Origin of the sequence: Streptomyces ochraceiscleroticus, assembly GCF_000720485.1 — a bacterium.
GTDB classification, from domain to species: domain Bacteria; phylum Actinomycetota; class Actinomycetes; order Streptomycetales; family Streptomycetaceae; genus Streptomyces; species Streptomyces ochraceiscleroticus.
Genome location: NZ_JOAX01000026.1, coordinates 115,203 through 138,028 on the forward strand (window position 1 = coordinate 115,203; position 22,826 = coordinate 138,028).

24 protein-coding genes are annotated in these 22,826 nt (G+C 70.7%); 8 read left to right on the forward strand and 16 right to left on the reverse strand.

What is annotated here, in order from left to right:
• The first annotated feature begins 49 nt into the window (after positions 1 to 49).
• Positions 50 to 1,303: a PTS transporter subunit EIIC gene (locus IG84_RS0128830; protein ID WP_031063199.1), complete on the forward strand. Its 1,254-nt coding sequence runs from the start codon at positions 50 to 52 to the stop codon at positions 1,301 to 1,303.
• Between the two features lie 67 nt (positions 1,304 to 1,370).
• On the opposite strand, the gene IG84_RS0128835 is transcribed toward IG84_RS0128830, so the two are convergent.
• The gene (locus tag IG84_RS0128835) at positions 1,371 to 2,123 is read right to left on the reverse strand and encodes an MBL fold metallo-hydrolase (RefSeq protein WP_031063201.1); all 753 of its coding nucleotides are present in this window, start codon (positions 2,121 to 2,123) and stop codon (positions 1,371 to 1,373) included.
• 252 nt (positions 2,124 to 2,375) lie between these two features.
• On the opposite strand from IG84_RS0128835, the gene IG84_RS0128840 reads away from it, so the two are divergent.
• Positions 2,376 to 2,897: a type II toxin-antitoxin system PemK/MazF family toxin gene (locus IG84_RS0128840; RefSeq protein WP_031063204.1), complete on the forward strand. Its 522-nt coding sequence runs from the start codon at positions 2,376 to 2,378 to the stop codon at positions 2,895 to 2,897.
• Between the two features lie 87 nt (positions 2,898 to 2,984).
• Here IG84_RS0128840 and IG84_RS0128845 read toward each other — a convergent pair whose 3' ends face one another.
• The 7 genes from IG84_RS0128845 to clpS all read right to left on the reverse strand — a co-directional run bounded on the left by IG84_RS0128845 (position 2,985) and on the right by clpS (position 7,940).
• On the reverse strand, positions 2,985 to 3,935 hold the full coding sequence (locus IG84_RS0128845; RefSeq protein ID WP_030250243.1) for a PLP-dependent cysteine synthase family protein: 951 nt from the start codon (positions 3,933 to 3,935) through the stop codon (positions 2,985 to 2,987).
• Positions 3,935 to 4,213, reverse strand: coding sequence for a MoaD/ThiS family protein (locus IG84_RS0128850; RefSeq protein ID WP_031063220.1), 279 nt, complete (start codon positions 4,211 to 4,213; stop codon positions 3,935 to 3,937). The genes IG84_RS0128845 and IG84_RS0128850 overlap by 1 nt, the downstream gene beginning before the upstream one ends.
• A 176-nt stretch (positions 4,214 to 4,389) precedes the next feature.
• Positions 4,390 to 4,503, reverse strand: a complete 114-nt coding sequence (locus tag IG84_RS42830) for a putative leader peptide (RefSeq protein ID WP_342668472.1) — start codon at positions 4,501 to 4,503, stop codon at positions 4,390 to 4,392.
• Between the two features lie 149 nt (positions 4,504 to 4,652).
• Positions 4,653 to 5,087, reverse strand: coding sequence for a M67 family metallopeptidase (locus tag IG84_RS0128860; RefSeq protein WP_031063225.1), 435 nt, complete (start codon positions 5,085 to 5,087; stop codon positions 4,653 to 4,655).
• A gap of 92 nt (positions 5,088 to 5,179) precedes the next feature.
• Entirely contained in the window at positions 5,180 to 6,628 is a 1,449-nt protein-coding gene (locus IG84_RS0128865) for an amino acid permease (RefSeq protein WP_031063229.1), read from the reverse strand.
• 398 nt (positions 6,629 to 7,026) lie between these two features.
• Positions 7,027 to 7,629 carry a DUF2017 domain-containing protein gene (locus IG84_RS0128870; protein WP_031063231.1) on the reverse strand — a complete coding sequence of 201 codons (603 nt, stop codon included), beginning with the start codon at positions 7,627 to 7,629 and terminating at the stop codon, positions 7,027 to 7,029.
• Complete coding sequence (gene clpS, locus IG84_RS0128875; RefSeq protein ID WP_031063234.1) at positions 7,629 to 7,940, reverse strand: ATP-dependent Clp protease adapter ClpS; 312 nt, start codon at positions 7,938 to 7,940, stop codon at positions 7,629 to 7,631. Before clpS ends, IG84_RS0128870 begins: the two co-directional genes overlap by 1 nt.
• Positions 7,941 to 8,105: 165 nt before the next feature.
• Here clpS and IG84_RS0128880 point away from each other — a divergent pair, with 165 nt between their 5' ends.
• Both IG84_RS0128880 and IG84_RS0128885 read left to right on the forward strand, forming a co-directional pair.
• Complete coding sequence (locus IG84_RS0128880) at positions 8,106 to 9,434, forward strand: nicotinate phosphoribosyltransferase (protein ID WP_031063237.1); 1,329 nt, start codon at positions 8,106 to 8,108, stop codon at positions 9,432 to 9,434.
• Positions 9,435 to 9,693: 259 nt separating this feature from the next.
• A complete protein-coding gene (locus tag IG84_RS0128885) occupies positions 9,694 to 10,290 on the forward strand; it encodes an isochorismatase family protein (protein WP_031063239.1) in 597 nt (198 codons plus the stop codon).
• 20 nt (positions 10,291 to 10,310) lie between these two features.
• On the opposite strand, the gene IG84_RS0128890 is transcribed toward IG84_RS0128885, so the two are convergent.
• Positions 10,311 to 10,646 carry a hypothetical protein gene (locus IG84_RS0128890; protein ID WP_037800963.1) on the reverse strand — a complete coding sequence of 112 codons (336 nt, stop codon included), beginning with the start codon at positions 10,644 to 10,646 and terminating at the stop codon, positions 10,311 to 10,313.
• Between the two features lie 192 nt (positions 10,647 to 10,838).
• On the reverse strand, positions 10,839 to 13,232 hold the full coding sequence (locus IG84_RS0128895; protein WP_031063245.1) for an immune inhibitor A domain-containing protein: 2,394 nt from the start codon (positions 13,230 to 13,232) through the stop codon (positions 10,839 to 10,841).
• Between the two features lie 346 nt (positions 13,233 to 13,578).
• Here IG84_RS0128895 and IG84_RS38265 point away from each other — a divergent pair, with 346 nt between their 5' ends.
• Positions 13,579 to 13,869 carry a hypothetical protein gene (locus tag IG84_RS38265; protein WP_037800964.1) on the forward strand — a complete coding sequence of 97 codons (291 nt, stop codon included), beginning with the start codon at positions 13,579 to 13,581 and terminating at the stop codon, positions 13,867 to 13,869.
• A gap of 26 nt (positions 13,870 to 13,895) precedes the next feature.
• Here IG84_RS38265 and IG84_RS0128905 read toward each other — a convergent pair whose 3' ends face one another.
• Positions 13,896 to 14,573 (reverse strand): RDD family protein, encoded by a 678-nt coding sequence (locus IG84_RS0128905; RefSeq protein ID WP_031063248.1) that lies wholly within the window; start codon positions 14,571 to 14,573, stop codon positions 13,896 to 13,898.
• 225 nt (positions 14,574 to 14,798) lie between these two features.
• A complete protein-coding gene (locus IG84_RS0128910; RefSeq protein ID WP_031063252.1) occupies positions 14,799 to 16,406 on the reverse strand; it encodes an RDD family protein in 1,608 nt (535 codons plus the stop codon).
• 253 nt (positions 16,407 to 16,659) lie between these two features.
• Here IG84_RS0128910 and IG84_RS0128915 point away from each other — a divergent pair, with 253 nt between their 5' ends.
• Both IG84_RS0128915 and IG84_RS0128920 read left to right on the forward strand, forming a co-directional pair.
• Positions 16,660 to 17,136 carry an SsgA family sporulation/cell division regulator gene (locus IG84_RS0128915; RefSeq protein ID WP_031063254.1) on the forward strand — a complete coding sequence of 159 codons (477 nt, stop codon included), beginning with the start codon at positions 16,660 to 16,662 and terminating at the stop codon, positions 17,134 to 17,136.
• 64 nt (positions 17,137 to 17,200) lie between these two features.
• On the forward strand, positions 17,201 to 17,548 hold the full coding sequence (locus IG84_RS0128920) for a tetratricopeptide repeat protein (RefSeq protein WP_031063256.1): 348 nt from the start codon (positions 17,201 to 17,203) through the stop codon (positions 17,546 to 17,548).
• A 97-nt stretch (positions 17,549 to 17,645) separates the two neighbouring features.
• Here IG84_RS0128920 and IG84_RS0128925 read toward each other — a convergent pair whose 3' ends face one another.
• The 4 genes from IG84_RS0128925 to hppD all read right to left on the reverse strand — a co-directional run bounded on the left by IG84_RS0128925 (position 17,646) and on the right by hppD (position 22,226).
• The gene (locus IG84_RS0128925) at positions 17,646 to 19,091 is read right to left on the reverse strand and encodes a dihydrolipoyl dehydrogenase family protein (RefSeq protein WP_031063258.1); all 1,446 of its coding nucleotides are present in this window, start codon (positions 19,089 to 19,091) and stop codon (positions 17,646 to 17,648) included.
• Between the two features lie 100 nt (positions 19,092 to 19,191).
• Positions 19,192 to 19,479 (reverse strand): ribosomal protein L7/L12, encoded by a 288-nt coding sequence (locus tag IG84_RS0128930; RefSeq protein ID WP_031063260.1) that lies wholly within the window; start codon positions 19,477 to 19,479, stop codon positions 19,192 to 19,194.
• 47 nt (positions 19,480 to 19,526) lie between these two features.
• On the reverse strand, positions 19,527 to 20,891 hold the full coding sequence (locus tag IG84_RS0128935) for an FAD-binding oxidoreductase (RefSeq protein WP_031063265.1): 1,365 nt from the start codon (positions 20,889 to 20,891) through the stop codon (positions 19,527 to 19,529).
• A 189-nt stretch (positions 20,892 to 21,080) separates the two neighbouring features.
• The gene (gene hppD / locus IG84_RS0128940; protein ID WP_031063267.1) at positions 21,081 to 22,226 is read right to left on the reverse strand and encodes a 4-hydroxyphenylpyruvate dioxygenase; all 1,146 of its coding nucleotides are present in this window, start codon (positions 22,224 to 22,226) and stop codon (positions 21,081 to 21,083) included.
• 122 nt (positions 22,227 to 22,348) lie between these two features.
• On the opposite strand from hppD, the gene IG84_RS0128945 reads away from it, so the two are divergent.
• The gene (locus tag IG84_RS0128945) at positions 22,349 to 22,816 is read left to right on the forward strand and encodes an Lrp/AsnC family transcriptional regulator (protein ID WP_031063268.1); all 468 of its coding nucleotides are present in this window, start codon (positions 22,349 to 22,351) and stop codon (positions 22,814 to 22,816) included.
• Positions 22,817 to 22,826 lie beyond the last annotated feature (10 nt).

Here is a 22,826-nt window from a genome sequence, read left to right on the forward strand (position 1 = left end):
GACTAGCGGGCTGCCCCTTCCCCGAGCCCGCCTCACCAGGAGGAATCCGATGAGTACGGCCACCGCCGGCAAGGCGGCACCCGCTAAGAAGCGGGGATCCGGCCTGTTCCAGGGCCTGCAGAAGATCGGTCGCAGCCTCCAGCTGCCGATCGCCGTCCTGCCCGCCGCGGGCATCCTCAACCGTCTCGGCCAGCCCGATGTCTTCGGCAAGGACGGCCTGGGCTGGATCGATGTGTCGAAGGTCTTCGCCGCTGCGGGCGGTGCGGTCTTCGACAACCTGCCGCTGCTGTTCTGCATAGGCGTGGCCATCGGCTTCGCGAAGAAGGCCGACGGCTCCACCGCGCTGGCCGCCCTGGTCGGCTTCCTGGTCTACAGCAACGTCCTCAAGGCATTCCCCGTCGAGGAAGGCCACATCGACAAGGGCAAGTGGGTCGAGCCGGTCGTCAACAACCCCGGCGTGCTCGGCGGCATCATCATGGGCCTGCTGGCCGCGGTCCTGTGGCAGCGCTTCCACCGCACCAAGCTGGTGGACTGGCTCGGCTTCTTCAACGGCCGCCGGCTGGTCCCGATCATCATGGCCTTCGTCGGCACCGCGGTCGGCGTGCTCTTCACCCTGGTCTGGGAGCCGATCGGCGAGGCGATCTCCGGCTTCGGCGAGTGGATGACCGGTCTCGGCGCAGTCGGCGCGGGCCTCTTCGGCCTGATCAACCGTGCGCTGATCCCGATCGGCATGCACCAGTTCGTGAACACCGTCTCGTGGTTCCAGCTCGGTGACTTCACCGACGCGGCCGGCAAGGTCGTGCACGGCGACATCGGCCGCTTCTTCGCGGGCGACCCGAGCGCCGGCCAGTTCATGTCCGGCTTCTTCCCGATCATGATGTTCGGCCTGCCGGCCGCCGCGCTGGCGATCGCGCACACCGCGCGCCCGGAGCGCCGCAAGGCCGTCCTGGGCATGATGATCTCGCTCGGCCTGACCTCGTTCGTCTGCGGTATCACCGAGCCGATCGAGTTCACGTTCATGTTCATCGCGCCGGTGCTGTACGGGATCCACGCCGTGCTGACCGCCGTGTCGATGGCGCTCACCTGGGCGCTCGGCGTGCACGACGGCTTCACGTTCTCCGCGGGCTTCATCGACTACGTACTGAACTGGAACCTCGCCACCAAGCCGTGGCTGATCATCCCGATCGGTCTGGTCTTCGCGGTGATCTACTACGTGCTCTTCCGCTTCGCGATCACGAAGTTCAACCTCACCACCCCGGGCCGCGAGCCCGAGGAGGAGGTCGAGGACCTCACGAAGGCGTGAGATCCCGCCCGTGAGCGACGAGGCCCCCGGAACCGCGTGGTTCCGGGGGCCTCGTCCGTACGTGGCGTCAGATCTCGTACACCGCGCCCGCCTTGGCGACCTCCACCGGGCCGTTGAAGACCTCCTGCGCGTCGCGGAGGTTGATGCCGGGGTCGGTCCACGGGGGGATGTGGGTGAGGACCAGGCGGCCGGCGCGGGCGCGGGCCGCGTGCTCGCCCGCCTCGCGGCCGTTGAGGTGCAGGTCGGGGATGTCTTCCTTGCCGTGCGTGAAGGACGCCTCGCAGAGGAAGAAGTCGGTGCCCTCGGCGAGGGTGTCCAGCGCCTCGCAGACGCCGGTGTCGCCCGAGTACGTCAGCGACCGGCCGCCGTGCTCGATGCGGAAGCCGTACGCCTCCACGGGGTGGCTGACCTGTTCCGTACGGATCGTGAAGGGGCCCACGGTGAAGGTGCCGGGGGCCAGCGTGCGGAAGTCGAAGACCTCGCTCATGGCGTCGTCGGTCGGCAGGTCGGCGTGGGCGGCCGTGAGGCGGCGCTCCGTACCGGCCGGGCCGTAGACCGGCATCGGTGCGCAGCGGCCGCCGTCGGGGCGGTAGTAGCGCACGACGAAGTATCCGCAGAGGTCGATGCAGTGGTCGGCGTGCAGGTGGGAGAGGAGTACCGCGTCGAGGTCGTAGAGACCGCAGTGGCGCTGCAGCTCGCCGAGGGCACCGTTGCCCATGTCGATGAGCAGCCTGAAGCCGTCGGCCTCCAAGAGGTAGCTCGAACAGGCCGATTCCGTCGAAGGGAACGACCCCGAGCATCCGACGACAGTGAGCTTCATAGGGGCGTGAACCTCCGTGGGCGGGGGCGGTGCGGCGGGTCCATGCGGGGCTTGGGCCGTGCTCGGCCGGTCCGTACCAGTCGTTGCAGTGCCCACGAGGGTAAGGCGCGAAAGGGCCGGTGGCTCCTCCAGCGGGGCGAGCTGTGGGCGGAATCACCAGTCCGGGTGGGCCTTTGTGCCGGGAGGGGCGGGGGCCGGTATATACGGTCACCTGGCGGGAAGATCTTCCGGGCGGCGAGCGAGGAGGCAGGCGTGGACACCTCATGGTGGCCGGCGGTGCTGGCCGTGGTCGTACTGGCGCTGGTGGCGGCGGTCGTCGACGGACGGGCCCGTTCGGACCGTGGTCCGCGGCGCGGCGGCCGGCGGCCCGGTCGCGGGCCGCGCCGGCCCGCCGGACGCGGTACCGGGCCTGCCTCGCGGCGCCCCGGTGATCTGCCGGTACGTACGCGGCCCGGCAAGGGCGGCGCTCCGGAGCCGGGCGAGATCTGGTGGGCGATGGTGCCGTTCGAGGACATGGCGGCCGCGAAGGACCGGCCGTGCCTGGTCCTGGCCGTACGGGGCGGGTCCGCGCTGGTCGCGAAGATCACCAGCCGGTACCACGACGAGCGGCCCGGGGTGATCCCGCTGCGGCCCGGAACGGTGGGCGACGCGCAGGGCCGGCCGAGCTTCCTGGAGACGGACGAGCTGCGGGAGGTCGCGGTGGCCGACTTCCGGCGCCGCGCGGGCACGGTGGATCCGCTGCTGTGGGACCAGGTCCGGCATCTGGCCCGCTAGGCGCCCCGGCAGAGCTCCGGACAGCGGAAAGGCGCCCGGCCGTACGGGCCGGGCGCCTTCAGGAAGCGAGTCAGCGTGCGGACGGGCTCACGCCCAGAGCTGGCCGTGCAGCGTCTCGATGGCCGCTTCGGTGCTCTCCGCGGTGTAGACGCCGGTGGAGAGGTACTTCCAGCCGCCGTCGGCGACGACGAACACCACGTCGGCGCTCTCGCCGGCCTTGAGGGCCTTCTTCGCGACGCCGATCGCGGCGTGCAGCGCGGCGCCGGTGGAGACGCCCGCGAAGATGCCTTCCTCGGCGAGGAGTTCGCGGGTGCGGCGCACCGCGTCCGCCGAGCCGACCGAGTAACGGGTGGTCAGCACGGACTCGTCGTAGAGCTCCGGGATGAAGCCCTCGTCGAGGTTGCGCAGGCCGTAGACGACGTCGTCGTAGCGCGGCTCGGCGGCCACGATCTGCACGCCCGGGACCTGCTCGCGCAGGTAGCGGCCGACGCCCATGAGGGTGCCGGTGGTGCCCAGGCCCGCCACGAAGTGGGTGACGGAGGGCAGGTCGGCGAGGATCTCCGGGCCGGTGGTGGCGTAGTGCGCGCCCGCGTTGTCCGGGTTGCCGTACTGGTAGAGCATCACCCAGTCGGGGTGCTCGGCGGAGAGCTCCTTGGCGACGCGTACGGCGGTGTTGGAGCCGCCTGCCGCCGGGCTGGAGATGATCTCCGCGCCCCACATGGCGAGCAGCTCGCGGCGCTCCTGGGAGGTGTTCTCCGGCATGACGCACACGATGCGGTAGCCCTTGAGCTTGGCCGCCATGGCGAGCGAGATGCCGGTGTTGCCGCTGGTGGGCTCCAGGATGGTGCAGCCGGGGGTGAGCCGGCCGTCCTTCTCCGCCTGCTCGATCATGTGCAGCGCGGGGCGGTCCTTGACGGAGCCGGTGGGGTTGCGGTCCTCCAGCTTGGCCCAGATCCGCACGTCGTCGGCGGGCGACAGCCGCGGCAGGCGCACCAGGGGGGTGTTGCCTACCGCGGCGAGCGGGCTGTCGTACCGCATCAGCGGGAGCCGCCGGCGACCGCCGGAAGGATCGTCACGCTGTCGCCGTCGGCGACCTTCGTGGTGATGCCGTCGAGGAAGCGGACGTCCTCGTCGTTCAGGTAGACGTTGACGAAGCGGCGGAGCTGCTCGCCCTCGACCAGGCGCTCCTTGATGCCGGCGTGCCGGGTCTCCAGGTCGTCGAAGAGCTCGCCGAGGGTGTCGCCGCTGCCTTCCACGGCCTTCTGGCCGTCGGTGTGGGTGCGCAGGATGGTCGGGATTCGGACCTCGATGGCCATGAGGATGCTCCTGTTTCGGCTGGCTGGGACGCTTCCCGGAAAGGGGCCGGAGAGCGAGTCTGGAGTGCGCCGCTGCGGGGCGCGTCGGGCGAGGCGTCCTGGGACGCGGGCGGGGTAGGCGTTCAGCCCGCCGGCCGTCTCGGCCGGGCGCCTGTCGTGCGGGCAGGCGGAACCGGTCAGCCGGCTGCGCGGCGCGGACACATCGCGCTGGCGAGGCGGCACAGGTCGACGTGCAGCCGCGCAACGAGCAGCATGCCCGGCGTCTTCTCGCTCACGTCGTGGTCAACCATGCGGTCATCGTATCGATTCCCGGTCCGGGTACTGGAACCCGGTCTCGGGATGCGGACGGACGGTGCACACCATGTGGGATGCGGCCAATCGGGACGCCCCGGCGGGCCGTGCGCCGCCGGGGCCGAGCACGGGCAAGGGGTGACGGGCGTCACGCGTACGCGTCGACGACCTCGACCTCTTCTTCGGTGATCACACCGTCCACGATCCGGTAGGAGCGGAACTGGAACGGGCCCGCGTCATCGGTGTCCGCGGTGGAGACCAGGACATAGTGCGCGTTCGGCTCGTTCGCGTACGAGACGTCCGTACGGGACGGGTACGCCTCGGTCGCGGTGTGCGAGTGGTAGATGACGACGGGCTCCTCGTCCCGGTCGTCCAGCTCGCGGTAGAGCTTGAGCAGGTCGGTGGAGTCGAATTCGTAGAACGTGGGCGAGCGTGCCGCGTTCAGCATCGGGATGAACCGCTCGGGGCGGCCCTCGGCGGGCGCCGGCGTCGGGCCCGCCAGGACCCCGCACGCCTCGTCGGGGTGGTCCTTGCGGGCGTGCTCGACGATCTGGTCGTAGAGGGCCCGGGTGATGGTCAGCATGCCGACCAGAATAAGCATCGGGCCCGTACGTACCACCAAGTGATACGTACGGGCCCGGATGCTGGACAGCGAGCGGAAGCCGTCGCCGCGGGTCAGTCCTTCTTCGCGGCGTCGACGGAGCCCCGCGCGAAGACGTTGGGGTCCCGACGCTTGATGATGAGGTAACCGATGCCCATGATCGCGGCCCAGATGGGCGCCGCGTACAGCGAGATCCGGGTGTCGGGGTCGATGCCCATCATCACGATGACCATGGCGATGAAGGCCAGCGCGAAGATCGAGGTGTACGGCGCGCCGATCGCCTTGAACTCCGACTGCGGCAGCTCGCCGCGGTTGGCCTTGGCCCGGTAGCGGAGCTGCGAGAGGAGGATGACGATCCAGGCCCACATGCCGGAGATCGTGGCGAAGGAGACGACGTAGTTGAAGGCTTCGCCCGGCCACTGGTAGTTGATCCAGACGCCGACCAGCATCATCGCGACCGAGACGCCGGTGCCGGTGGTCGGCAGGCCGTTCTTGCTGAGCCTGTCGAAGATCTTCGGGCCCTGGCCGTTGCGGGACAGGTCACGCAGCATGCGGCCGGTGGAGTACATGCCCGAGTTGGCCGAGGACAGCGCCGCGGTGAGCACGACGAAGTTCACGATGCCGGCGCCGGCCGGCAGGCCGATCTTGGCGAAGGCCGCGACGAAGGGGCTGACGCCCGGCTCGAAGACGGTCCAGCTCACGACGGACAGGATGATGATCAGCGAGCCGATGTAGAAGAGGCCGATCCGCCACGGCACGGTGTTGATCGCCTTGGGCAGGACCTTCTTCGGGTCGGTGGCCTCACCCGCGGTGACGCCGACCAGCTCGACGGCGAGGAAGGCGAACATTACGATCTGCAGGGTCATCAGCGTGCCGCCGATGCCCTTGGGGAAGAAGCCGCCGTGCGACCACAGGAGGCTGAAGGACGCGGTGTCACCGGCGTCGGAGAAGCCCAGCATGATCACGCCGAGGCCGATCAGGATCATGCCGATGATGGCGGTGACCTTGACCATGGAGAACCAGAATTCCAGCTCACCGAAGATCTTCACGGAGATCAGGTTGATCCCGAAGAGGGCGACGGTGAAGACCAGTGCGGACACCCATTGCGGGATGTCGTGATTCCAGTACTGGACGTATGTCGCGGCCGCCGTGACTTCCGTGATGCCGGTGACGACCCAGAAGAGCCAGTACGTCCAGCCGGTCACGAAGCCCATGAAGGGGCCGAGGAACTCGCGGGCGTACTCCGAGAAGGAGCCGGACACCGGGCGGTACATGAGCAGCTCGCCCAGGGCACGCATGATGAAGAAGATGACGAGCCCGACGATGGCGTAGGCCAGGATGATGCTCGGCCCGGCCTTGGAGATCGCCTTGCCCGCCCCGAGGAACAGGCCCGTTCCGATGGCGCCACCAATGGCGATCATCTGGATCTGCCGGTTTCCCAGACCGCGCTGATAGCCCTCTTCGGGGGCAGATCCCGCGGCGTCGGTGACGCCGTGCTGACTGTCGACCTGCGCTGAGGTCATGTGTGGTGCGCCTTTCTCCATTCCGACCCGGTCTGTTCCGGATCGGGTCCCGATCCCCCCGGATGGAGTCCTGCATCGCCAACGGTCGGCCGGCGCAGCGCTCCCGCGGCGACAGGGGTGGCGTCGCCGACGGCAGGTCGAGAGTTTTTACCACGACCACTTGGGATGTACTACCGGGACACCGTAGGGCACGACAGGGAAAAACCGACAAAATTCAAAAGGCGCAGGAAGGGCGGGCGCAGCAGTAATGCGATCGTTATCCGGATTTGATCGTCCGTTGAGCGAACGCATCTCCGTACGTAGTCGGGCGTACCGTCCGGGTCACGAAGGCGCCGGTCCGGGCCATGATCGCGGGGCGGCCGCCGGACCGGAAAGCGGCCCGGAAGCCGACGCCGCTCTCACTCGGGCATCAGCGTCTCGATCAGGGTTTCCTGGAGCCCGCCGAGCCAGAGGTACGCCATCGCCATCGGCTTGCGCGGGTCCTCGTCCGGCAGGCCGAGCAGCTCGCTGCCGTCGTCCTCGTCGCTGACCTCCAGCCGGGTGCCGATCGCCAGCCGCAGGTCGTTCAGCGCGCCCAGCCACTGCTGGGACTCGTCCGGCTTGAGCCGCAGCACCGCGCCCTCGGAGCCCTTGCCGCCCTCGGCGGACAGTGCGTCCAGGGAGCGGACCACCGCGAGGGCGTCCTCGCGCTTGCGGGTCCGCAGATCGTTCTCCGTGAAGCGGCGGAACTCCGCCGAGGCGGCGCGCGCGTCGTCGTCCGGCACATGGTCCGGGCCGCCGTAGGCGTCGGGGAAGAGCCGGGCCAGCGCAGGGTCGGACGGCGGCTCGCTGGGCCCCTCGGCGAAGAGCGCGTCCAGCGGGTCCTCGCCCTCGGCGGGCTCGTCGACGGGGCCCACCAGCTCCATGAGCTGGACGGCCAGGCTGCGCAGGATGGAGATCTCGACCTCGTCGAAGGCGGCTGCCGCGCCGCCGCCGGGCAGGGCTTCGAAGTGGCCGGCCATCAGCGGTCCTGCGTGAGGGTCGCCCACAGGCCGTAGCCGTGCATCGCCTGCACGTCGCGCTCCATTTCTTCGCGGGTGCCGCTGGACACGATCGCGCGGCCCTTCCGATGGACATCGAGCATGAGCTTGCGTGCCTTCTCCTTGGAGTACCCGAAGTACGCCTGGAACACGTAGGTCACGTAACTCATGAGATTGACGGGGTCATTGTGAACGACGGTGACCCAGGGGACGTCGGGTTCGGGCACCTCGAAGGGCGCCTCGGTCGTTTCAGGACGTTCGATCTCCGTCGGTGCGACACTCACGGGTCCCATGCTGCCACCCAGGAGGGGCGCGCGCACAAATGACCCGGGGAAATCGTCAATGTGACGAGTACGCGAGGTAGCATCCTCGTATGACTGCATCCTCCGGGGGATGACCCCCGGACCCCCAGCCGGTCCGGTGCGGTCTCGGGACGTCGAATTGCGAGGTAAGCGGAAGTGAACGTTGCCGATCTCGGGCTGCCGGTGGCCGTGCCGTCGACTGCGCTCTTCACCGACCAGTACGAACTCACCATGGTGCAGGCCGCGCTGCGGTCCGGCACCGCCGACCGGCGCTCGGTCTTCGAGGTCTTCACCCGGCGGCTGCCCGAGGGCCGCCGCTACGGCGTGGTCGCGGGCACCGGACGGCTGCTGGACGCGGTGGAGAACTTCCGCTTCGACGCCACCATCCTGGACTTCCTCACCGAGCGCGGCATCCTCGACGAGACCACCCGCGCGTGGCTCGCCGACTACCGCTTCCGCGGCGACATCTGGGGCTACCCGGAGGGCGAGGTCTACTTCCCCGGCTCCCCCATCCTGCGCGTCGAGGGCACCTTCGCCGAGGCCGTGCTGCTGGAGACGGTGATCCTCTCGATCCTCAACCATGACTCGGCGGTGGCCGCCGCGGCCTCCCGGATGTCGGTCGCGGCCGGCGAGCGCCCGCTGATCGAGATGGGCGCCCGGCGCACCCACGAGCTGGCCGCGGTGGCCGCCTCCCGCGCCGCGTACGTGGGCGGCTTCCACACCACCTCCGACCTCGCGGCCGGCTTCCGGTACAACATCCCGACGGCCGGCACGAGCGCGCACTCCTTCACCCTGCTGCACGACAACGAGCGGGACGCGTTCACCGCGCAGGTCGACAGCCTCGGTGCAGGAACGACTCTGCTGGTGGACACCTACGACGTCACGGAGGCGGTCCGTACCGCCGTGGAGGTGGCCGGGCCCGGCCTCGGCGCCGTCCGCATCGACTCCGGCGACCTGCTGCTGCTCGCCCACCGGGTGCGCCAGCAGCTCGACGAGCTGGGCGCGACGGACACCAGGATCGTGGTCACCAGCGACCTGGACGAGTACGCCATCGCCTCGCTGGCCGCCGCGCCCGTGGACGCGTACGGCGTCGGTACCCAGCTCGTCACCGGCAGCGGCCACCCCACCTGCTCGATGGTCTACAAGCTGGTCGCGCGCGCCGACAGCAACGGCGACGGCGCGCCGCTGCGGCCGGTCGCGAAGAAGTCCATGGGCGGCAAGGCGTCCCACGGGGGCCGCAAGTGGGCCGCGCGGCGCCCGGACGCGGACGGCGTGGCGGAGGCCGAGGTCATCGGCACGGGGCCGGTGCCGGCCGAGCTCGCGGACCGGCAGCTCATGGTGCCGCTGGTGCGCGGCGGCGAGGTGGTCGCCCGCGAGCCGCTGGATGCGGCACGCGAGCGGCACATCGCGGCCCGCGCCGGGCTCCCGATGTCCGCGATGCAGCTCTCGCGCGGCGAGGCCGTGCTGCCGACGGAGTACGTCTGAGGGGCCGCAGCGGGGGACGGCACCCCGGTACCTCGGTACGTGGGTGTCCTCGTGCGGCCGGACGGGTGACGCGGTACGCGCGGGACTTGTCCGTGCGCCGTCCCGTGCCCCCTGGCCTGCCGCGGTGTGTCCCGAACCGCCGTACAGCGCCCACTCCCGCAGCGTCGGACGAGTGGCTACCCTCGGTCACATCGGCGTTTGCCGTACCCCCCACAGCCGCCACATCCTCCCCCCATTTCCCAGCCGGAAGGCACGCACCATGCACCGGGCATTGATCGTCGTGGACGTCCAGAACGACTTCTGTGAGGGCGGCAGCCTCGCCGTGGCGGGCGGCTCGGACATCGCCGCCGCCATCACCGATCTGGTGGGTGAGGCGGCGGGCAGCGGATACCAGTACGTGGTCGCCACGCGCGATCACCACATCGACCCCGGCGACCACTTCTCCGTCCGGCCGGACTACGAGCACAGCTGGCCCGCGCACTGCGTCGCCGGCACCGAGGGCAGCGGCTTCCACCCCAATTTCGCCCCCGCGATCGTCTCCGGCGCGATCGACGCGGTCTTCTCCAAGGGCGAGCACGCCGCGGCGTACAGCGGCTTCGAGGGCGTGGACGAGCACGGCGCCTCGACGGCGGAGTGGCTGCGCGCGCACGACGTGACCGAGGTCGACATCGTCGGCATCGCCACGGACCACTGCGTGCGGGCCACGGCGCTGGACGCGGTGCGCGAGGGGTTCCGCACCCGCGTCCTGCTGGACCTGACGGCCGGCGTGGCGGCGCACACGACCGAGGCGGCGGTGGCGGAGCTGCGCGAGGCGGGGGCCGAGCTGACGGGCAAGCCGGTGGTCAGCGCGGGCTGAGCCACCGGCGGCCGGGTACGTCAGCGCGGGCTGAGCTGCTCCGGTACGGACGGGCGCAGCAGGGCCCGTATCGGGTGCCAGGACTCCGTGTCGTCCTCCGGGGCGCCGCGCCAGACGAGCCCGTCGGGGTGGTGGAGCACGGCCGTGACCTCGTCCGGCGTGGGCGGTTCGGTGTTGCCGCGCAGGTAGACGGCGCGCAGGCCGAGGTTGCGCAGCCTGGTCAGGGCGCGCGGGCGGTTCGCGGCGTGGACGAGGACGCGTACGCGATGGCCGCTGCCGCCCGGTCTGGGCAGCGAGAGGGCCACCACCACGCTTCCGCCCGGAAGCCTGATGAAGCCGGAGCCGGTCAGGGTCATGTTTCCCCCGTGCATGGTCGGTGCAGCGGTCGGTGCATGGTCGTGCGGCCGGCGCACGCCGGGTCGGGGCATGCGTCGGGAACCCCTCGTGAGACTACGTGTCAGCAAGAAGGCCGCAGGAGGCATCTAAACGCGATCGGCCGCCGCCCGCTAGAGGGCGACGACCGATACGCCTGTGACCTGCGGCTTTATTTACTTCTTAGTCGCGGGTCCGACCTGGAGGACCACCGTGGAGCCGTCGTGGGCCTCCTTGGCGATCTTGATCCGGGTGTTGGTGTCAGGAACGATCACGCCACCGGTCGGGTTGGCCTTGTCGTAGTAGACCCCGTTGCGGTCGTCGAAGACGGTCACGCCCTTCTGCGAGGCGATCTTCGCGGCCTTGCCGTCCTTGTGCAGGGTGAGCGCGTCGGTACGGGCACGGGTGAAGGTCGAGTCGTAGGTCTGGAAGCGGTTGCGCATGAGCTTGCCGTCCGCCCACTTCGTGGCCTTCGGGTGCGCGTCGACCGGGAGGATCTGGCCGGCGCCCGGGTGCTCACCGACGTTGTTGTCCGCCTGCGAGGTGTCCCACAGCCAGATCAGCACGCCGTTCTGGAAGGGGAAGTGCTCGACCCAGTTCGGCCGGGTGGAGGCGAAGCCGAAGTTGTACGGGCCGGTCTTCAGGGTCCTGTCGTACGAGACGTACTGGCGGTTCTCGGCGAGGTAGTACTGCGGGTAGTCCTTGGTGAAGGACTCGCCGATGCGCGAGAAGCCCTTGGCGGTCCATCCCGCGTCGTCGCCCTCGGCACCGTCGGTGAAGAGCGGCTTGCCGTCGGCCACGATGCTCAGCGCGTCGGCCGCGAAGCCCTTCTGGGCCACGCCGCCGTCGGTCTGGTAGCGGAACCGCAGGTCGATCTTCTTGCCCGCGTAGGCGTCCAGCGGGTAGACGAGGTCCTGGTACGCGTCGACCGTGCCGGTCAGCGCGGGCTTGTCGCCGGCGTCGCGCGGGATGGCCCGGCCATTCGCGGTGCCGTCCACCGGGGTCCAGTTGGCGCCGCCGTCCGTGGAGACCTCGGCGTACAGGTAGTCGTACTCCGCCTCGATGTCCCACCAGCCCTTGAGGTTCAGGGACGCCTTGGCCGCTCCGGTGAGGTCGACGGACCGGGTGAGGGTGTTCTTCAGGTCGTCACCCATGCCGCTCCACCACTGCTTGGCGCCCTCGGCAGGCTTCACGACCGAGGTGGTGACGGCCTTCTTCGGCAGCTCGACGACGAGCGCCTGCCTGTGCTTGGTGTTGTACTCCGCGACGCCCAGCTTGTGCGTGGACGCCGTCGCCGCCTTCGCGGTGCCGTAGTTGAGCCAGCCGAGCTGCAGCTTGTCCCAGGCGTTCATGTCGCCGGGCAGGTCGCCGATGGAGTCCTTGCCCTCGCCGAGCCAGGAGCCGGAGGACATCAGCGACCAGAAGTCGACGGAGGACTCACCGGTGCCGCTGGTGTCGTACTCGTCCGGCAGGCCCAGGTCGTGGCCGTACTCATGGGCGAAGACGCCGAGGCCGCCGTTCTCCGGCTGCATCGTGTAGTCGCCGACCCAGATGCCGGTGTCGCCGATCTGCGCGCCGCCGGCCTTGTTCTCCCCCGGGCCGGTCCGGCCGGCGTCCGTGCCGTACGCGTACCAGCGGTGCGCCCAGATGGCGTTGGTGCCCTGGACACCGCCGCCCGCGGACTCGTCCTCGCCGGCGTGCACGATCTGGAAGTGGTCGATGTAGCCGTCCGGCTCGTTGAAGTTGCCGTCGGCGTCGTAGTCGTAACGGTCCCACTGGTCGTACTTGGCCAGGTCCGTCTTGATCTGCGCGTCCGTGCGGCCCTGGGCCTTCTGGCCCTTCGCCCACTGGTTCACGCCGTCGCGGATCAGGTCCCAGGCGTTGGAGCAGTTGGTCTGGCCGCAGTAGTTGGAGCCGTAACGGGCCTCGTTCCAGTCGACCTTGACCCAGTCGGAGACCTCGCCCTCGACCGAGTAGCGGCCCGAGGACTGCTTCTCGTAGTACTTCGCCAGGGACTCCTTCTTCTTGTCGTGCGAGAAGTAGAGGTCCTGGTAGTGCTGCTGGTTGAAGTCGGGCTGCCAGTCCGTGCTGTTGTCCGTCGCACGGTCCGGCTCGGCTATCTCGTTGTGCGCGGGGCCCGGGTCGCCGCCGTACTTCTTCACCGGCGGTTTGGGGCCGTCGCCGTCCGGGTCGTACATCGTGGTGTCGTCGACCTTGGTGCCGAAGTCGACCAGGATCGTGAAGATCTTGTCGGTCTTCTCCCGGCCCAGCTCGACGTACTTGCCCTTGTCCAGCTTCACGACCTGCGAACCGCCGCGCTTCGTCGTCTCGGCGTCGCCGGAGATGACCTGCCGGAGCGCTTCCTCGCGCTGCGCTTCCTGGCGGTCGCTGAAGGGGCCCTTGAGGTCGTGGTCCACCGGCCGCTCGGCGGGCGCCGGGTCGTTGGACGGGCTCGCGGCCGGGTTACGGCCGTCGGCCTGTGCGGCCCCCGACGCGAAAACGGCCGCCCCGATCGCGGCGGTTGCCGTGGCCAGGGCGGCCGATCTGAACAGCAATCTCTGGGATCTCACGTGCGCTGTCCTCCCCTAAACAAACGGTCGTTGGTGGCATTGCACCGGAACGCCGGGGGAAAAGACAGACCTTGTTTTGAACACATCAGCGAAGTACGTTACTCGGCTCGCCATGTACGCGTATCGGACGCGTATCGGATGATGTCCGGACCGCACGGTGGACCCAACGGGCGCTCCGTGGGCGGCGGTTCGCCGGACGCATGAATCGGTGCGCCCCCCCGTGCACCGGGCCAGTGGGTCAACTCACGCTTACCGGACGTTCCGCTCGGGCAGTAAGGACCGTAGAGTCTTTTGGCGGCGCGCCAAGTCGACTGACACCCCTGATGCTTCCGAGGACGGACCCGCCATGCCTCGACCGACTGCCGCACAGCTCGCCTACGGTTCGGCCACCGTTGTGCTCTCCACCCTCGCCATGCTGCTGCTCTCGCAGACCAGGGCGGGCATCGGGGTCGCGGTCATCGCCATCGCCGGACTCGGGCTCGGCCTCCTCGTCGCGGTCACGGCGCCGCTGCCGCGCTTCGCGCGCGCCCGCCGCACGCGCGTCGCCGCCCCACAGGTACGGCCCGAGGGCTTCGTGGGACGGCGTACGTCGCCGACCCGGCCTGCCGAGGCCCGGGTCGGCGAACACTCCCGGTAAGACGCGTCCGGTAAGACGCGAGGCGGTCAGTCGGTGGAGACCACCACCGTGCGGGCCGCCTTGTCGTGCAGGCACTGCTGGTACGGCTTGTCCCAGGTGCACCACAGGACGTTGACCAGCCAGAAGATGGGGCCGCAGCAGGGGATGACCTCCGGCAGGGTGTAGACGGCGGCGCGCACCCAGCCCGCCTGGACCGTGGGGATCGCCCCGTTCTCCAGCATCGCCACCCTGATCTTCATGGCCATCTTGCCGACGGTCTGGCCCCGGGTGGTGAGCATCAGGGCTTCGTAGATCAGATAGGCCAGCATCGTGACGCCGGAGACCACGGTCTGCTTGCCGCTGTCGTCGGTGGTACCGGGGTAGTCCACGCCGCCGACGATGAACCACATGATCAGGCCGACCGGCACGCCGATGAGGATGCCGTCGATGATCCGCGCGAGCAGCCGCCGGCCGCGGCCGGCGAGCGGCGGCATCCCGGCGAGCGGATCGGGGGCGCCGTACGGGCCCTGGGGTCCGCCGCCATAGGGGCCTTGGGGCCCACCGCCGTGGGGACCTTGCGGTCCGCCGCCGTACGGGCCCTGGGGCGCGCCGCCGTACGGGTCGCCGCTGTTGGGCGGCGGCTCCTGCGGGTGCTGCGGCTTCTTGAGGAACGGGTCGTTCTCCGGCGGCTCACCGGATCCGGGCCTCGGCTCGTCGGTACTCATGGCCCGAGTCGACCGCGTACCACCGGGCGCCGCATCCGGCGTGCGCCGTTCGGAGGAAGTGCGGCGCCCCGGAGCGTGGCGCGCGCCGTGCGCGGGCGCGCTCGCGCAGTCCGGGGCGCACGCCCGCGCGCCGGTCCGGAGCCGGTGTCAGGCCCCGGGCGACGCGGCCCGGCGCTCGGCCCGGCGCTCGGCCCGGCGCGCGGCCCGGCGCTCAGCTCTCGGCGCTCAGCCCTCGGCCACGAACGTGCGGGCCGCCTTGTCGTGCCAGCACTGCCGCCAGGGCCGGTCGATCAGGCACCACAGGGCGTTCACCACGCCGATGGCCAGCGCGCCGAGCACGCCGTACACCAGCCAGCGCTTGGCCGCCGCGCCGAACCCCGGGGTGTCGTGCCCCTCGATGTCCAGCACCTGCACGCCGCAGACCTTCTTGCCCAGCGTGTGTCCCCACTTGGCGGTGGGCAGCGCCTCGATGAGCAGCCCGACGACCAGCAGGACCGCGATCACGATGGCCAGGTACCCGCTGGTCGTGCCGTCCAGGAGGTAGACCGTGGTCTGCACACCGGACTGCTTGGCGGCCTCGACCTTGGCGTCGATGTGGTCGGCCGCCGCGCTCCACAGCGGGACGACGACCCCCGCGAGCAGCGCGCACAGCACGAGCGTGTCGATCAGCCGGGCAGCGACCCGGCGGCCGAGCGGCGCGGGCCGCGCCTGGGTCTGCGCGGCCGCGAAGGGGTTGTCGACCGGCGGCTTCCAGGGGATGACGCCCTCGGGCGCGCTGCCCTGCTGCGGGGCCGCGGGGCCGGACGAAGCGGACGGGCCGGACTGCTGGGGGTAGCCGTACCCTCCGGGGCCGCCTTGCTGCGGGGCCGCGGGGGCCTGCTGCGGGTAGCCGTACCCGCTCTGCTGGGGAGCCGCGGGGCCGGACTGCGGGTAGCCGTAACCACCCTGCCGGTCGGCCGGCTGCGGGTAGCCGTAGCCGGCCTGGCCGGGGACGGAGGGGCCGTTCTGCTGCGGATAGCCGTAGCCGGGGGCGGGCTGCTTCGGGGCGGCCGGCGGCTGCGCGGCCGCGGGGCCGGCCGCCGGCGCCGACCGGTCGGGGCCCGGCTGCGCGCCGCCGCGGTCGATCCGGATCGCCATCGTGCCGTCGGCGACGGGCGTGCCGGGGCCCATCGCGCGGATGGCCATGGTGCCGTCGCTGCGGGCACCGGCGGCGCCTTCCTGGCTCGGGCGTGCCTGACCGGAAGCCTCCTGACCGGAACCTTCCCGCGCGGCCGCGGCGGCGTCCTCGCGCGGCGCGTCGCCCCACGCCTGGGCCTCGGCCGGCGCGCCCGGGGCCGCGCCCTCGCGCTGCGGCGGGACCGAGCCCCAGGACACCAGCTGGTCCTGCTCGCCGCCGAAGCCGGCCTGGTGGGAGGCGTCGGCCTGCCAGGAGGCGCCCGCATCGGGGCCCGTGCCGTGCAGCCGCTGCGGGTCGTCCCACGCGGTGGCGGCGGACGGCACGTCCACCTCGCCGCGGTCGCGCATCGCGAGCGCCGCGCCCTCGGGGTCCTCCCCGTCGACCTGTCCGGAGTCCTCCTCCTCGTCGAAGAAGACCGGGCCGGTCTCCTCGGCGGTGGGCGGCTGCCCGGCGGCGGACGGCGCCGCCGGACCCGGCTCGGCCGCGGCACCCGCCGGCGGAGCCGGCATCTCCTCGCCGTCGGCCGGCGCCGGGCGGCTGGTGCCGGGCACCCAGGAGGCGCCGTTCCAGTACCGGATGTAGCCGGGGATGGACGGATCCGGGTAGTACCCAGGCGTGGGGCTGCCGCCGGCGGATCCTGACGAAGGCGCGCTCATGTCCAAAATCCCGTATCTGTGTTCAGGCCGGAGGGGGCTGACGTGGTGGAGCTACTGCAGTCTGCCGCAACACAGCGACCACATCTATCAGACGGGGGGTGATCGCCGGGTATGTCCGGGCGCCGGACCCCTCGGAAGGGGGTTGTGAAAAAAGTTGTACGAAGTCGCGTAATGGTCCGGGAGCTACTGCCTCTATCCCTGTGCGGGCGGTGTTCACGGGGTGCCCGCACCGGAACGTAGAGAGGCGTGACTCATGCACACCGTGGTGGAACGAGAGCTGGAACTGGGTCTGGTGCTGTCGCCGGAGCGCAGCGTCGCGGTGCCGGCCCGGCTGACCTACCGTACCGACGACCCCTATGCCGTCCACGTCGCCTTCCACATCGGCTCCGACTCCCCCGTCAACTGGACGTTCGCCCGCGAGTTGCTCGTGGAGGGCGTCTTCCGGCCGTGCGGCCACGGGGACGTGCGGGTGTGGCCGACCAAGCTCGACGGGCGCAGCCTGGTCTGCATGGCGCTGAGCTCGCCGGACGGCGACGCGCTGCTGGAGGCGCCGGCCACCGCGGTCTCGGCGTGGCTGGAGCGCACGCTGCGGCTGGTGCCGCCGGGCACCGAGGAGGAGCACCTCGGGATCGACAAAGGGCTGAGCGAGCTGCTGGCGCCGGCCGCGCGCGACGAGCTGTGGCTGAGCGACCCGTGGCCGTCGGACGAGTCGCCGGAGAGCGGCGCGTAGTACGTGCGGTTCCGCCCCGGTGGTGCAGTGGAATGTTCAACCACTCCGGCGCGTTGCCGCCACCATGACCGAGACGTACTACACGCACGGCACCCCCGCCGAGCGCTGGGACCGTGCGGGACTCTTCTTCGACGCCAAGGACTACACGACCGCGGCGCACATCCTCGAGGGCCTCGTCGACGAGATGCCCGAGCTGGTCGCGCCGCGGCTCCTCCTCGCCCGTGCCTACTACCACTCCGCGCGACTCCTGCGCGCCGAGGCCGAACTGCGCGCGGTCCTGGAGCGGGACCCCGTCGAGAGCTACGCCCAGCTCATGCTCGGGCGTACTCTCCAGCGGCAGGGCCGCGACGCCGAGGCCGCTCCTTACCTGCGGATCGCCGCGGCGATGACGGGCGACCCGGACATCGTCTGACCGACGGGTGACGGCCCCGCCGTCGGAGTGCCGATGGTCCCCCGGGCGCGGCGCCATCGTGGTTGCTCGCGCAGTTCCCCGCGCCCCTACGGGGCGCTCAGCCCCGGTACGTCTCCAGCAGCCGCAGCCACACCTCGCTGATCGTCGGATAGGCCGGGACGGCGTGCCAGAGCCGGGAGATGGGGACCTCGCCGGCCACCGCGACCGTCGCGGAGTGCAGCAGCTCGCCGATGCCCGGGCCGACGAACGTGACGCCGAGCAGCACCTCGCGGTCCAGGTCGACGACCATGCGGGCGCGGCCGCGGTACCCGTCCGCGTACAGGCTCGCGCCCGCCACGCCGCCCAGGTCGACGTCGACGCTGCGGACGCGGTGGCCCGCGCGCTCGGCCTCCTCCGCGGTCAGCCCGACCGAGGCCGCCTCGGGGTCGGTGAAGACCACCTGCGGGACGGCGGCGCTGTCGGCGGTCGCGGCGTGCGCGCCCCAGGGGTCGGTCTCCAGGAGGGGTACACCCTGGGCGCGCGCCGCGATGGCCGCGCCCGCGATGCGGGCCTGGTACTTGCCCTGATGCGTGAGGAGGGCGCGGTGATTGACGTCGCCGACCGCGTACAGCCAGCCCCCTTCGACCGCCGTCACCCGGCAGCTCTCGTCCACCTCCAGCCAGCTCCCCGGCTCCAGGCCCACGCTCTCCAGGCCGAGATCGTCGGTGCGCGGCGCGCGTCCGGTGGCGAAGAGCACCTCGTCGGCCTCGACCCGGTCGCCGCCGCTGACGGTGAGGGTGACCGGGCCGTCCGGGTCGGGGCGGTGCACCTCCTCGACGGAGGTGCCCATACGGATGTCGGCGCCGCCTTCCTTCAGGGCCTCGGCCACCAGCTCACCGGCGAACGCTTCCATCCGCTCCAGCAGGCCGAAGCCCCGTACGAGCATCGTGACCCGGGAGCCCAGCGCCTGGAAGGCGGTCGCCATCTCCACGGCGACCACGCCGCCGCCGACCACCGCGAGCCGCTCCGGCACCGACTGCGCGCTGGTCGCCTCGCGGCTGGTCCAGGGCTTGGCCGTGTCCAGGCCCGGCAGGCCGGGGAGCGCGGCGCGGCTGCCCGTGCAGACCACGACGGCGTGCCGGGCGGTGAGCTCCGGGCCGCCGTCGACGGTCACCCGTTTGGGCCCGGCCAGCCGGCCCCGGCCGCGCACCAGGTCGATGCCGGCCGAGTCCAGCCACTCGACCTGGCCGTCGTCCTTCCAGTGCGAGGTGAAGGCGTCGCGGTGGGCGAACACGGCGCGGGCGTCGAGCGGCCCGGCCACCGCGTCCTGCAGGCCGGGCACCCGGCGGGCGTCGGCGCGCGCGGTGACCGGCCGCAGCAGCGCCTTGGACGGCATGCACGCCCAGTACGAGCATTCGCCGCCGACCAGCTCGTTCTCCACGATGACGGCGCTCAGGCCGAGGGCGTGCGCGCGGTCGGCGACGTTCTCACCGACCGGGCCCGCGCCCAGCACCACGACGTCGTACTCCCTGCTCTTCGCTGCGGGTTCTGCGGTCTGTGCCATCGGCGCTCTCGCTCCCTGCGTCGGGCTGTTCCGGCGATGGACGGTCGTCGGGCCCATCCTCCGCCCGCGGGCCCGCCAGGGCCACAGGGCGACCGGCCGGTCAGCGTATTCGCGCCTCGACCGCTTCCTTGGCCTCGGCCAGCCCGGCGCCCGTCAACTGCCGGTACCGCTTGATCGCCTCGATCTTGCGGTCCCGGCGGAGCAGGTCGTCGACCTCGGCCAGCTCGGGGCGGTCGTCGGCGATGCCGTGGTGGGCAAGGAGGAGATCCAGGCGACGCTCCGTCTCGCGCAGGCGCCGCTCCAGACGCTTGGCACGGCTGTCGGAGAAGCTGTTGAGCAGCAGAAGCACGAGGATGACCAGCGTCGCCGACATCAATGCGTTGTCCATGGCAGGACTGTACGGGCTGCCACTGACAACGGCCCCAAGTCCCCTGTTCAGAAGACCTTTCCGGGGTTCAGCAGCCCGTGCGGGTCGAAGGCCTGCTTGATGCCGCGGTGCAATTCCAGCGAGACCGGGCCCAGTTCGCGGGCCAGCCAGTCCTTCTTCAGTATGCCGACGCCGTGTTCGCCGGTGATCGTGCCGCCCAGCTCCAGGCCGAGCCCCATGATCTCGTCGAAGGACTCGCGGGCCCGCCGGGACTCGTCGGGGTCGGCCGCGTCGAAGCAGACGGTGGGGTGGGTGTTGCCGTCGCCCGCGTGCGCGCAGACGCCGATGGTCAGGTCGTACTTCTCGGCGATGGCGGCGCAGCCGTTGAGCAGGTCGGCGAGGCGGGAGCGGGGTACGCAGACGTCGTCGATCATGGTGGCCGTCTTCACCGCCTCGAGGGCGGTGAGGGTGAGCCGGCGGGCCTGGAGCAGCAGGTCGGACTCGGCGGCGGTCTCGGCGGGGACGACCTCGGTGGCGCCGGCGGCCTCGCACAGCGCGCCGACGGCGGCCAGGTCGGCGGACGGGTCCGGGCTGTCGAAGGCCGCGAGCAGCAGCGCCTCGGTGGAGTCCGGCAGGCCCATGTTGGCCATCGCGTTGACCGCGCGGATGCTCGTACGGTCCATCAGCTCCAGCAGCGAGGGGGCGTGGCCGCGGGCCATGATCTCGCAGACGGCCGCGCACGCGGCGTCCGTGGAGGGGAACTCCGCCGCCAGCGCGAGCTGCTGCGGCGGCTCGGGCCGCAGTCCGAGGACGGCGCGTACGACGATGCCGAGGCTGCCCTCGGAGCCGACGATGAGCCGGGTGAGGTCGTAGCCGGCGACGCCCTTGGCGGTGCGCCGGCCGGTCTGCAGGAGGCGCCCGTCGGCGAGCACGACGTCCAGGCCGAGCACGTACTCGGCGGTGACGCCGTACTTCACGCAGCACAGGCCGCCGGACGCGGTGCCGATGTTGCCGCCGATGGAGCACATTTCCCAACTGGAGGGGTCCGGCGGGTAGTACAGGCCGTGTTCGTTCACGGCGCGGGAGAGGGTGGCGTTGATGACGCCGGGCTCGACGACCGCGATCCGGTCGACGGGGTTGATCTCCAGGATCCGGTCCATCTTGGTCAGCGAGAGCACGATGCAGCCGTCGGAGGCGTTGGCGGCGCCGGACAGGCCGGTGCGGGAGCCCTGCGGGACGACGGGCACGCGCAGCTCGGTGGCGGTGCGCATGACGTGCTGGACCTGCTCGACGGTGCGCGGCAGGACGACGACGGCGGGAATGCCGGCTTCGCAGAAGCTGGCCATGTCGTTGGCGTAGGAACCGGTGACGTCCGGGTCGGTGAGGACCGCCTCTTCGGGGAGTCCGGCACGCAGCTGTGCGATGAGGTCCATGGCGCCAGCCTTGCATCTATGTTGCATACACGGAAGATCGCGGAAGTAACTTCCGCTCTTGCGGCTAAACCGCCGCCGCTCTCGCGGACCCCACACTCGCCGTGGGGCCCTCAATTGATGGTTGCGGTACTCGTCGGGTACGACGGAGGCCCCGTCCGGCAGCGATCGGGCGGGGCCTCCTCCGATCGGTCACAAATTCCCGCGCTTCTCCTGCTCGCGCTCGATCGCCTCGAAGAGGGCCTTGAAGTTGCCCTTGCCGAAGCCCATCGAGCCGTGCCGTTCGATCATTTCGAAGAAGACGGTCGGGCGGTCCTGGACCGGCTTGGTGAAGATCTGCAGGAGGTATCCGTCCTCGTCGCGGTCGACGAGGATCTTCAGCTCGCGCAGCGTCTCCACGGGGACGCGGGTCTCGCCTGCCCAGTCGCCGAGGGTGTCGTAGTACGAGTCGGGGGTGTCCAGGAACTCCACGCCGGCCGCGCGCATCGAGCGCACCGTGGCGACGATGTCGTTGGTGGCGAGCGCGATGTGCTGGACGCCGGCGCCGCCGTAGAACTCCAGGTACTCGTCGATCTGCGACTTCTTCTTCGCGATCGCGGGCTCGTTGATCGGGAACTTGACCTTGCGGGTGCCGTCCGCGACGACCTTGGACATCAGCGCGGAGTACTCGGTGGCGATGTCGTCGCCGACGAACTCCTTCATGTTCGTGAAGCCCATGACCTTGTTGTAGAAGGCCACCCACTCGTTCATCTTCCCGAGCTCGACGTTGCCGACGCAGTGGTCGATGGCCTGGAAGAACCGTTTCGCCGGGGGCTCGACGATCGGGTCGGCCGCGACGAAGCCCGGCAGGTACGGGCCGTCGTAACCGGACCGCTCGACCAGGGTGTGCCGGGTCTTGCCGTACGTCGCGATGACCGCGCGCACGACCGTGCCGTGCTCGTCCTTGGCCTCGTACGGCTCCTCGATGCCGCGCGCGCCGTGCTCGACCGCGTAGGCATACGCGGCGCGGGCGTCGGGGACCTCGATGGCCAGGTCGATCACGCCGTCACCGTGCGCGGCGACGTGGTCGGCGAGGAAGCGGCCCCACTCGGTCGAGGGCTTGATGACGGAGGTGAAGACGAAGCGGGCGCCGCCGGACTCCAGGACGTAGGAGGCGGTCTCGCGGCTGCCGTTCTCCGGCCCTGAGTACGCGACGCGCTTCATGCCGAAGGCCGTGGAGTAGTAGTGCGCGGCCTGCTTGGCGTTGCCGACGGCGAAGACGACGGCGTCCATCCCCTTCACCGGGAAGGGGTCCGCCTGCGCTGCCGTACCGGGTGAATGATCGATGGTCTCAGTCATGGCGGCAGGCTCCCTCCGAACCACAAGGTGCGCAACAGTTTGCGTTTCATCTGCGCATATTGATCAGCGACTGGCCAGTACTCTCGGGCGATCTGTACAGCATGACCACCGGAAGGGGACCTATGGCGATCGATCATTTGGACGGTCGGCTGATCCAGCTCCTCGCAGAGGAGCCGCGGATCGGCGTACTGGAGGCGTCCCGCCGGCTCGGTGTCGCGCGCGGCACGGTGCAGGCGCGGCTGGACCGCCTTCAGTCCAATGGAGTGATCCGGGGATTCGGCCCCGATGTGGATCCGGCGGCGCTGGGCTATCCGGTGACCGCTTTCGCCACCTTGGAGATCAAACAGGGCCAAGGCGCGGACGTTCGTAATCATTTGGCAACCGTCCCTGAGGTCCTTGAGCTGCATACAACGACTGGACATGGGGACATGCTCTGCAGATTGGTTGCACGTTCCAACGCCGATCTGCAACGTGTCATCGACCGGGTTGTCGGCTTTGATGGCATCATGCGGGCCTCGACCGCGATTGTCATGGAAAATCCGGTTCGGCTGCGCATCATCCCCCTGGTGCAACAGGCGTCGGGGGACTGACCGAGGAGAC

Coding starts and splice junctions, on each gene's coding strand:
- IG84_RS0128830 (WP_031063199.1), top strand. CDS start 50: ATGAGTACGGCCACCGCCGGCAAGGCGGCACCCGCTAAGAAGCGGGGA.
- IG84_RS0128835 (WP_031063201.1), bottom strand. CDS start 2,123: ATGAAGCTCACTGTCGTCGGATGCTCGGGGTCGTTCCCTTCGACGGAA.
- IG84_RS0128845 (WP_030250243.1), bottom strand. CDS start 3,935: ATGCGGTACGACAGCCCGCTCGCCGCGGTAGGCAACACCCCCCTGGTG.
- IG84_RS0128850 (WP_031063220.1), bottom strand. CDS start 4,213: ATGGCCATCGAGGTCCGAATCCCGACCATCCTGCGCACCCACACCGAC.
- IG84_RS42830 (WP_342668472.1), bottom strand. CDS start 4,503: ATGGTTGACCACGACGTGAGCGAGAAGACGCCGGGCATGCTGCTCGTT.
- IG84_RS0128860 (WP_031063225.1), bottom strand. CDS start 5,087: ATGCTGACCATCACCCGGGCCCTCTACGACCAGATCGTCGAGCACGCC.
- IG84_RS0128865 (WP_031063229.1), bottom strand. CDS start 6,628: ATGACCTCAGCGCAGGTCGACAGTCAGCACGGCGTCACCGACGCCGCG.
- IG84_RS0128870 (WP_031063231.1), bottom strand. CDS start 7,629: ATGGCCGGCCACTTCGAAGCCCTGCCCGGCGGCGGCGCGGCAGCCGCC.
- clpS (WP_031063234.1), bottom strand. CDS start 7,940: ATGGGACCCGTGAGTGTCGCACCGACGGAGATCGAACGTCCTGAAACG.
- IG84_RS0128885 (WP_031063239.1), top strand. CDS start 9,694: ATGCACCGGGCATTGATCGTCGTGGACGTCCAGAACGACTTCTGTGAG.
- IG84_RS0128890 (WP_037800963.1), bottom strand. CDS start 10,646: ATGACCCTGACCGGCTCCGGCTTCATCAGGCTTCCGGGCGGAAGCGTG.
- IG84_RS38265 (WP_037800964.1), top strand. CDS start 13,579: ATGCCTCGACCGACTGCCGCACAGCTCGCCTACGGTTCGGCCACCGTT.
- IG84_RS0128905 (WP_031063248.1), bottom strand. CDS start 14,573: ATGAGTACCGACGAGCCGAGGCCCGGATCCGGTGAGCCGCCGGAGAAC.
- IG84_RS0128910 (WP_031063252.1), bottom strand. CDS start 16,406: ATGAGCGCGCCTTCGTCAGGATCCGCCGGCGGCAGCCCCACGCCTGGG.
- IG84_RS0128915 (WP_031063254.1), top strand. CDS start 16,660: ATGCACACCGTGGTGGAACGAGAGCTGGAACTGGGTCTGGTGCTGTCG.
- IG84_RS0128920 (WP_031063256.1), top strand. CDS start 17,201: ATGACCGAGACGTACTACACGCACGGCACCCCCGCCGAGCGCTGGGAC.
- IG84_RS0128925 (WP_031063258.1), bottom strand. CDS start 19,091: ATGGCACAGACCGCAGAACCCGCAGCGAAGAGCAGGGAGTACGACGTC.
- IG84_RS0128930 (WP_031063260.1), bottom strand. CDS start 19,479: ATGGACAACGCATTGATGTCGGCGACGCTGGTCATCCTCGTGCTTCTG.
- IG84_RS0128935 (WP_031063265.1), bottom strand. CDS start 20,891: ATGGACCTCATCGCACAGCTGCGTGCCGGACTCCCCGAAGAGGCGGTC.
- hppD (WP_031063267.1), bottom strand. CDS start 22,226: ATGACTGAGACCATCGATCATTCACCCGGTACGGCAGCGCAGGCGGAC.
- IG84_RS0128945 (WP_031063268.1), top strand. CDS start 22,349: ATGGCGATCGATCATTTGGACGGTCGGCTGATCCAGCTCCTCGCAGAG.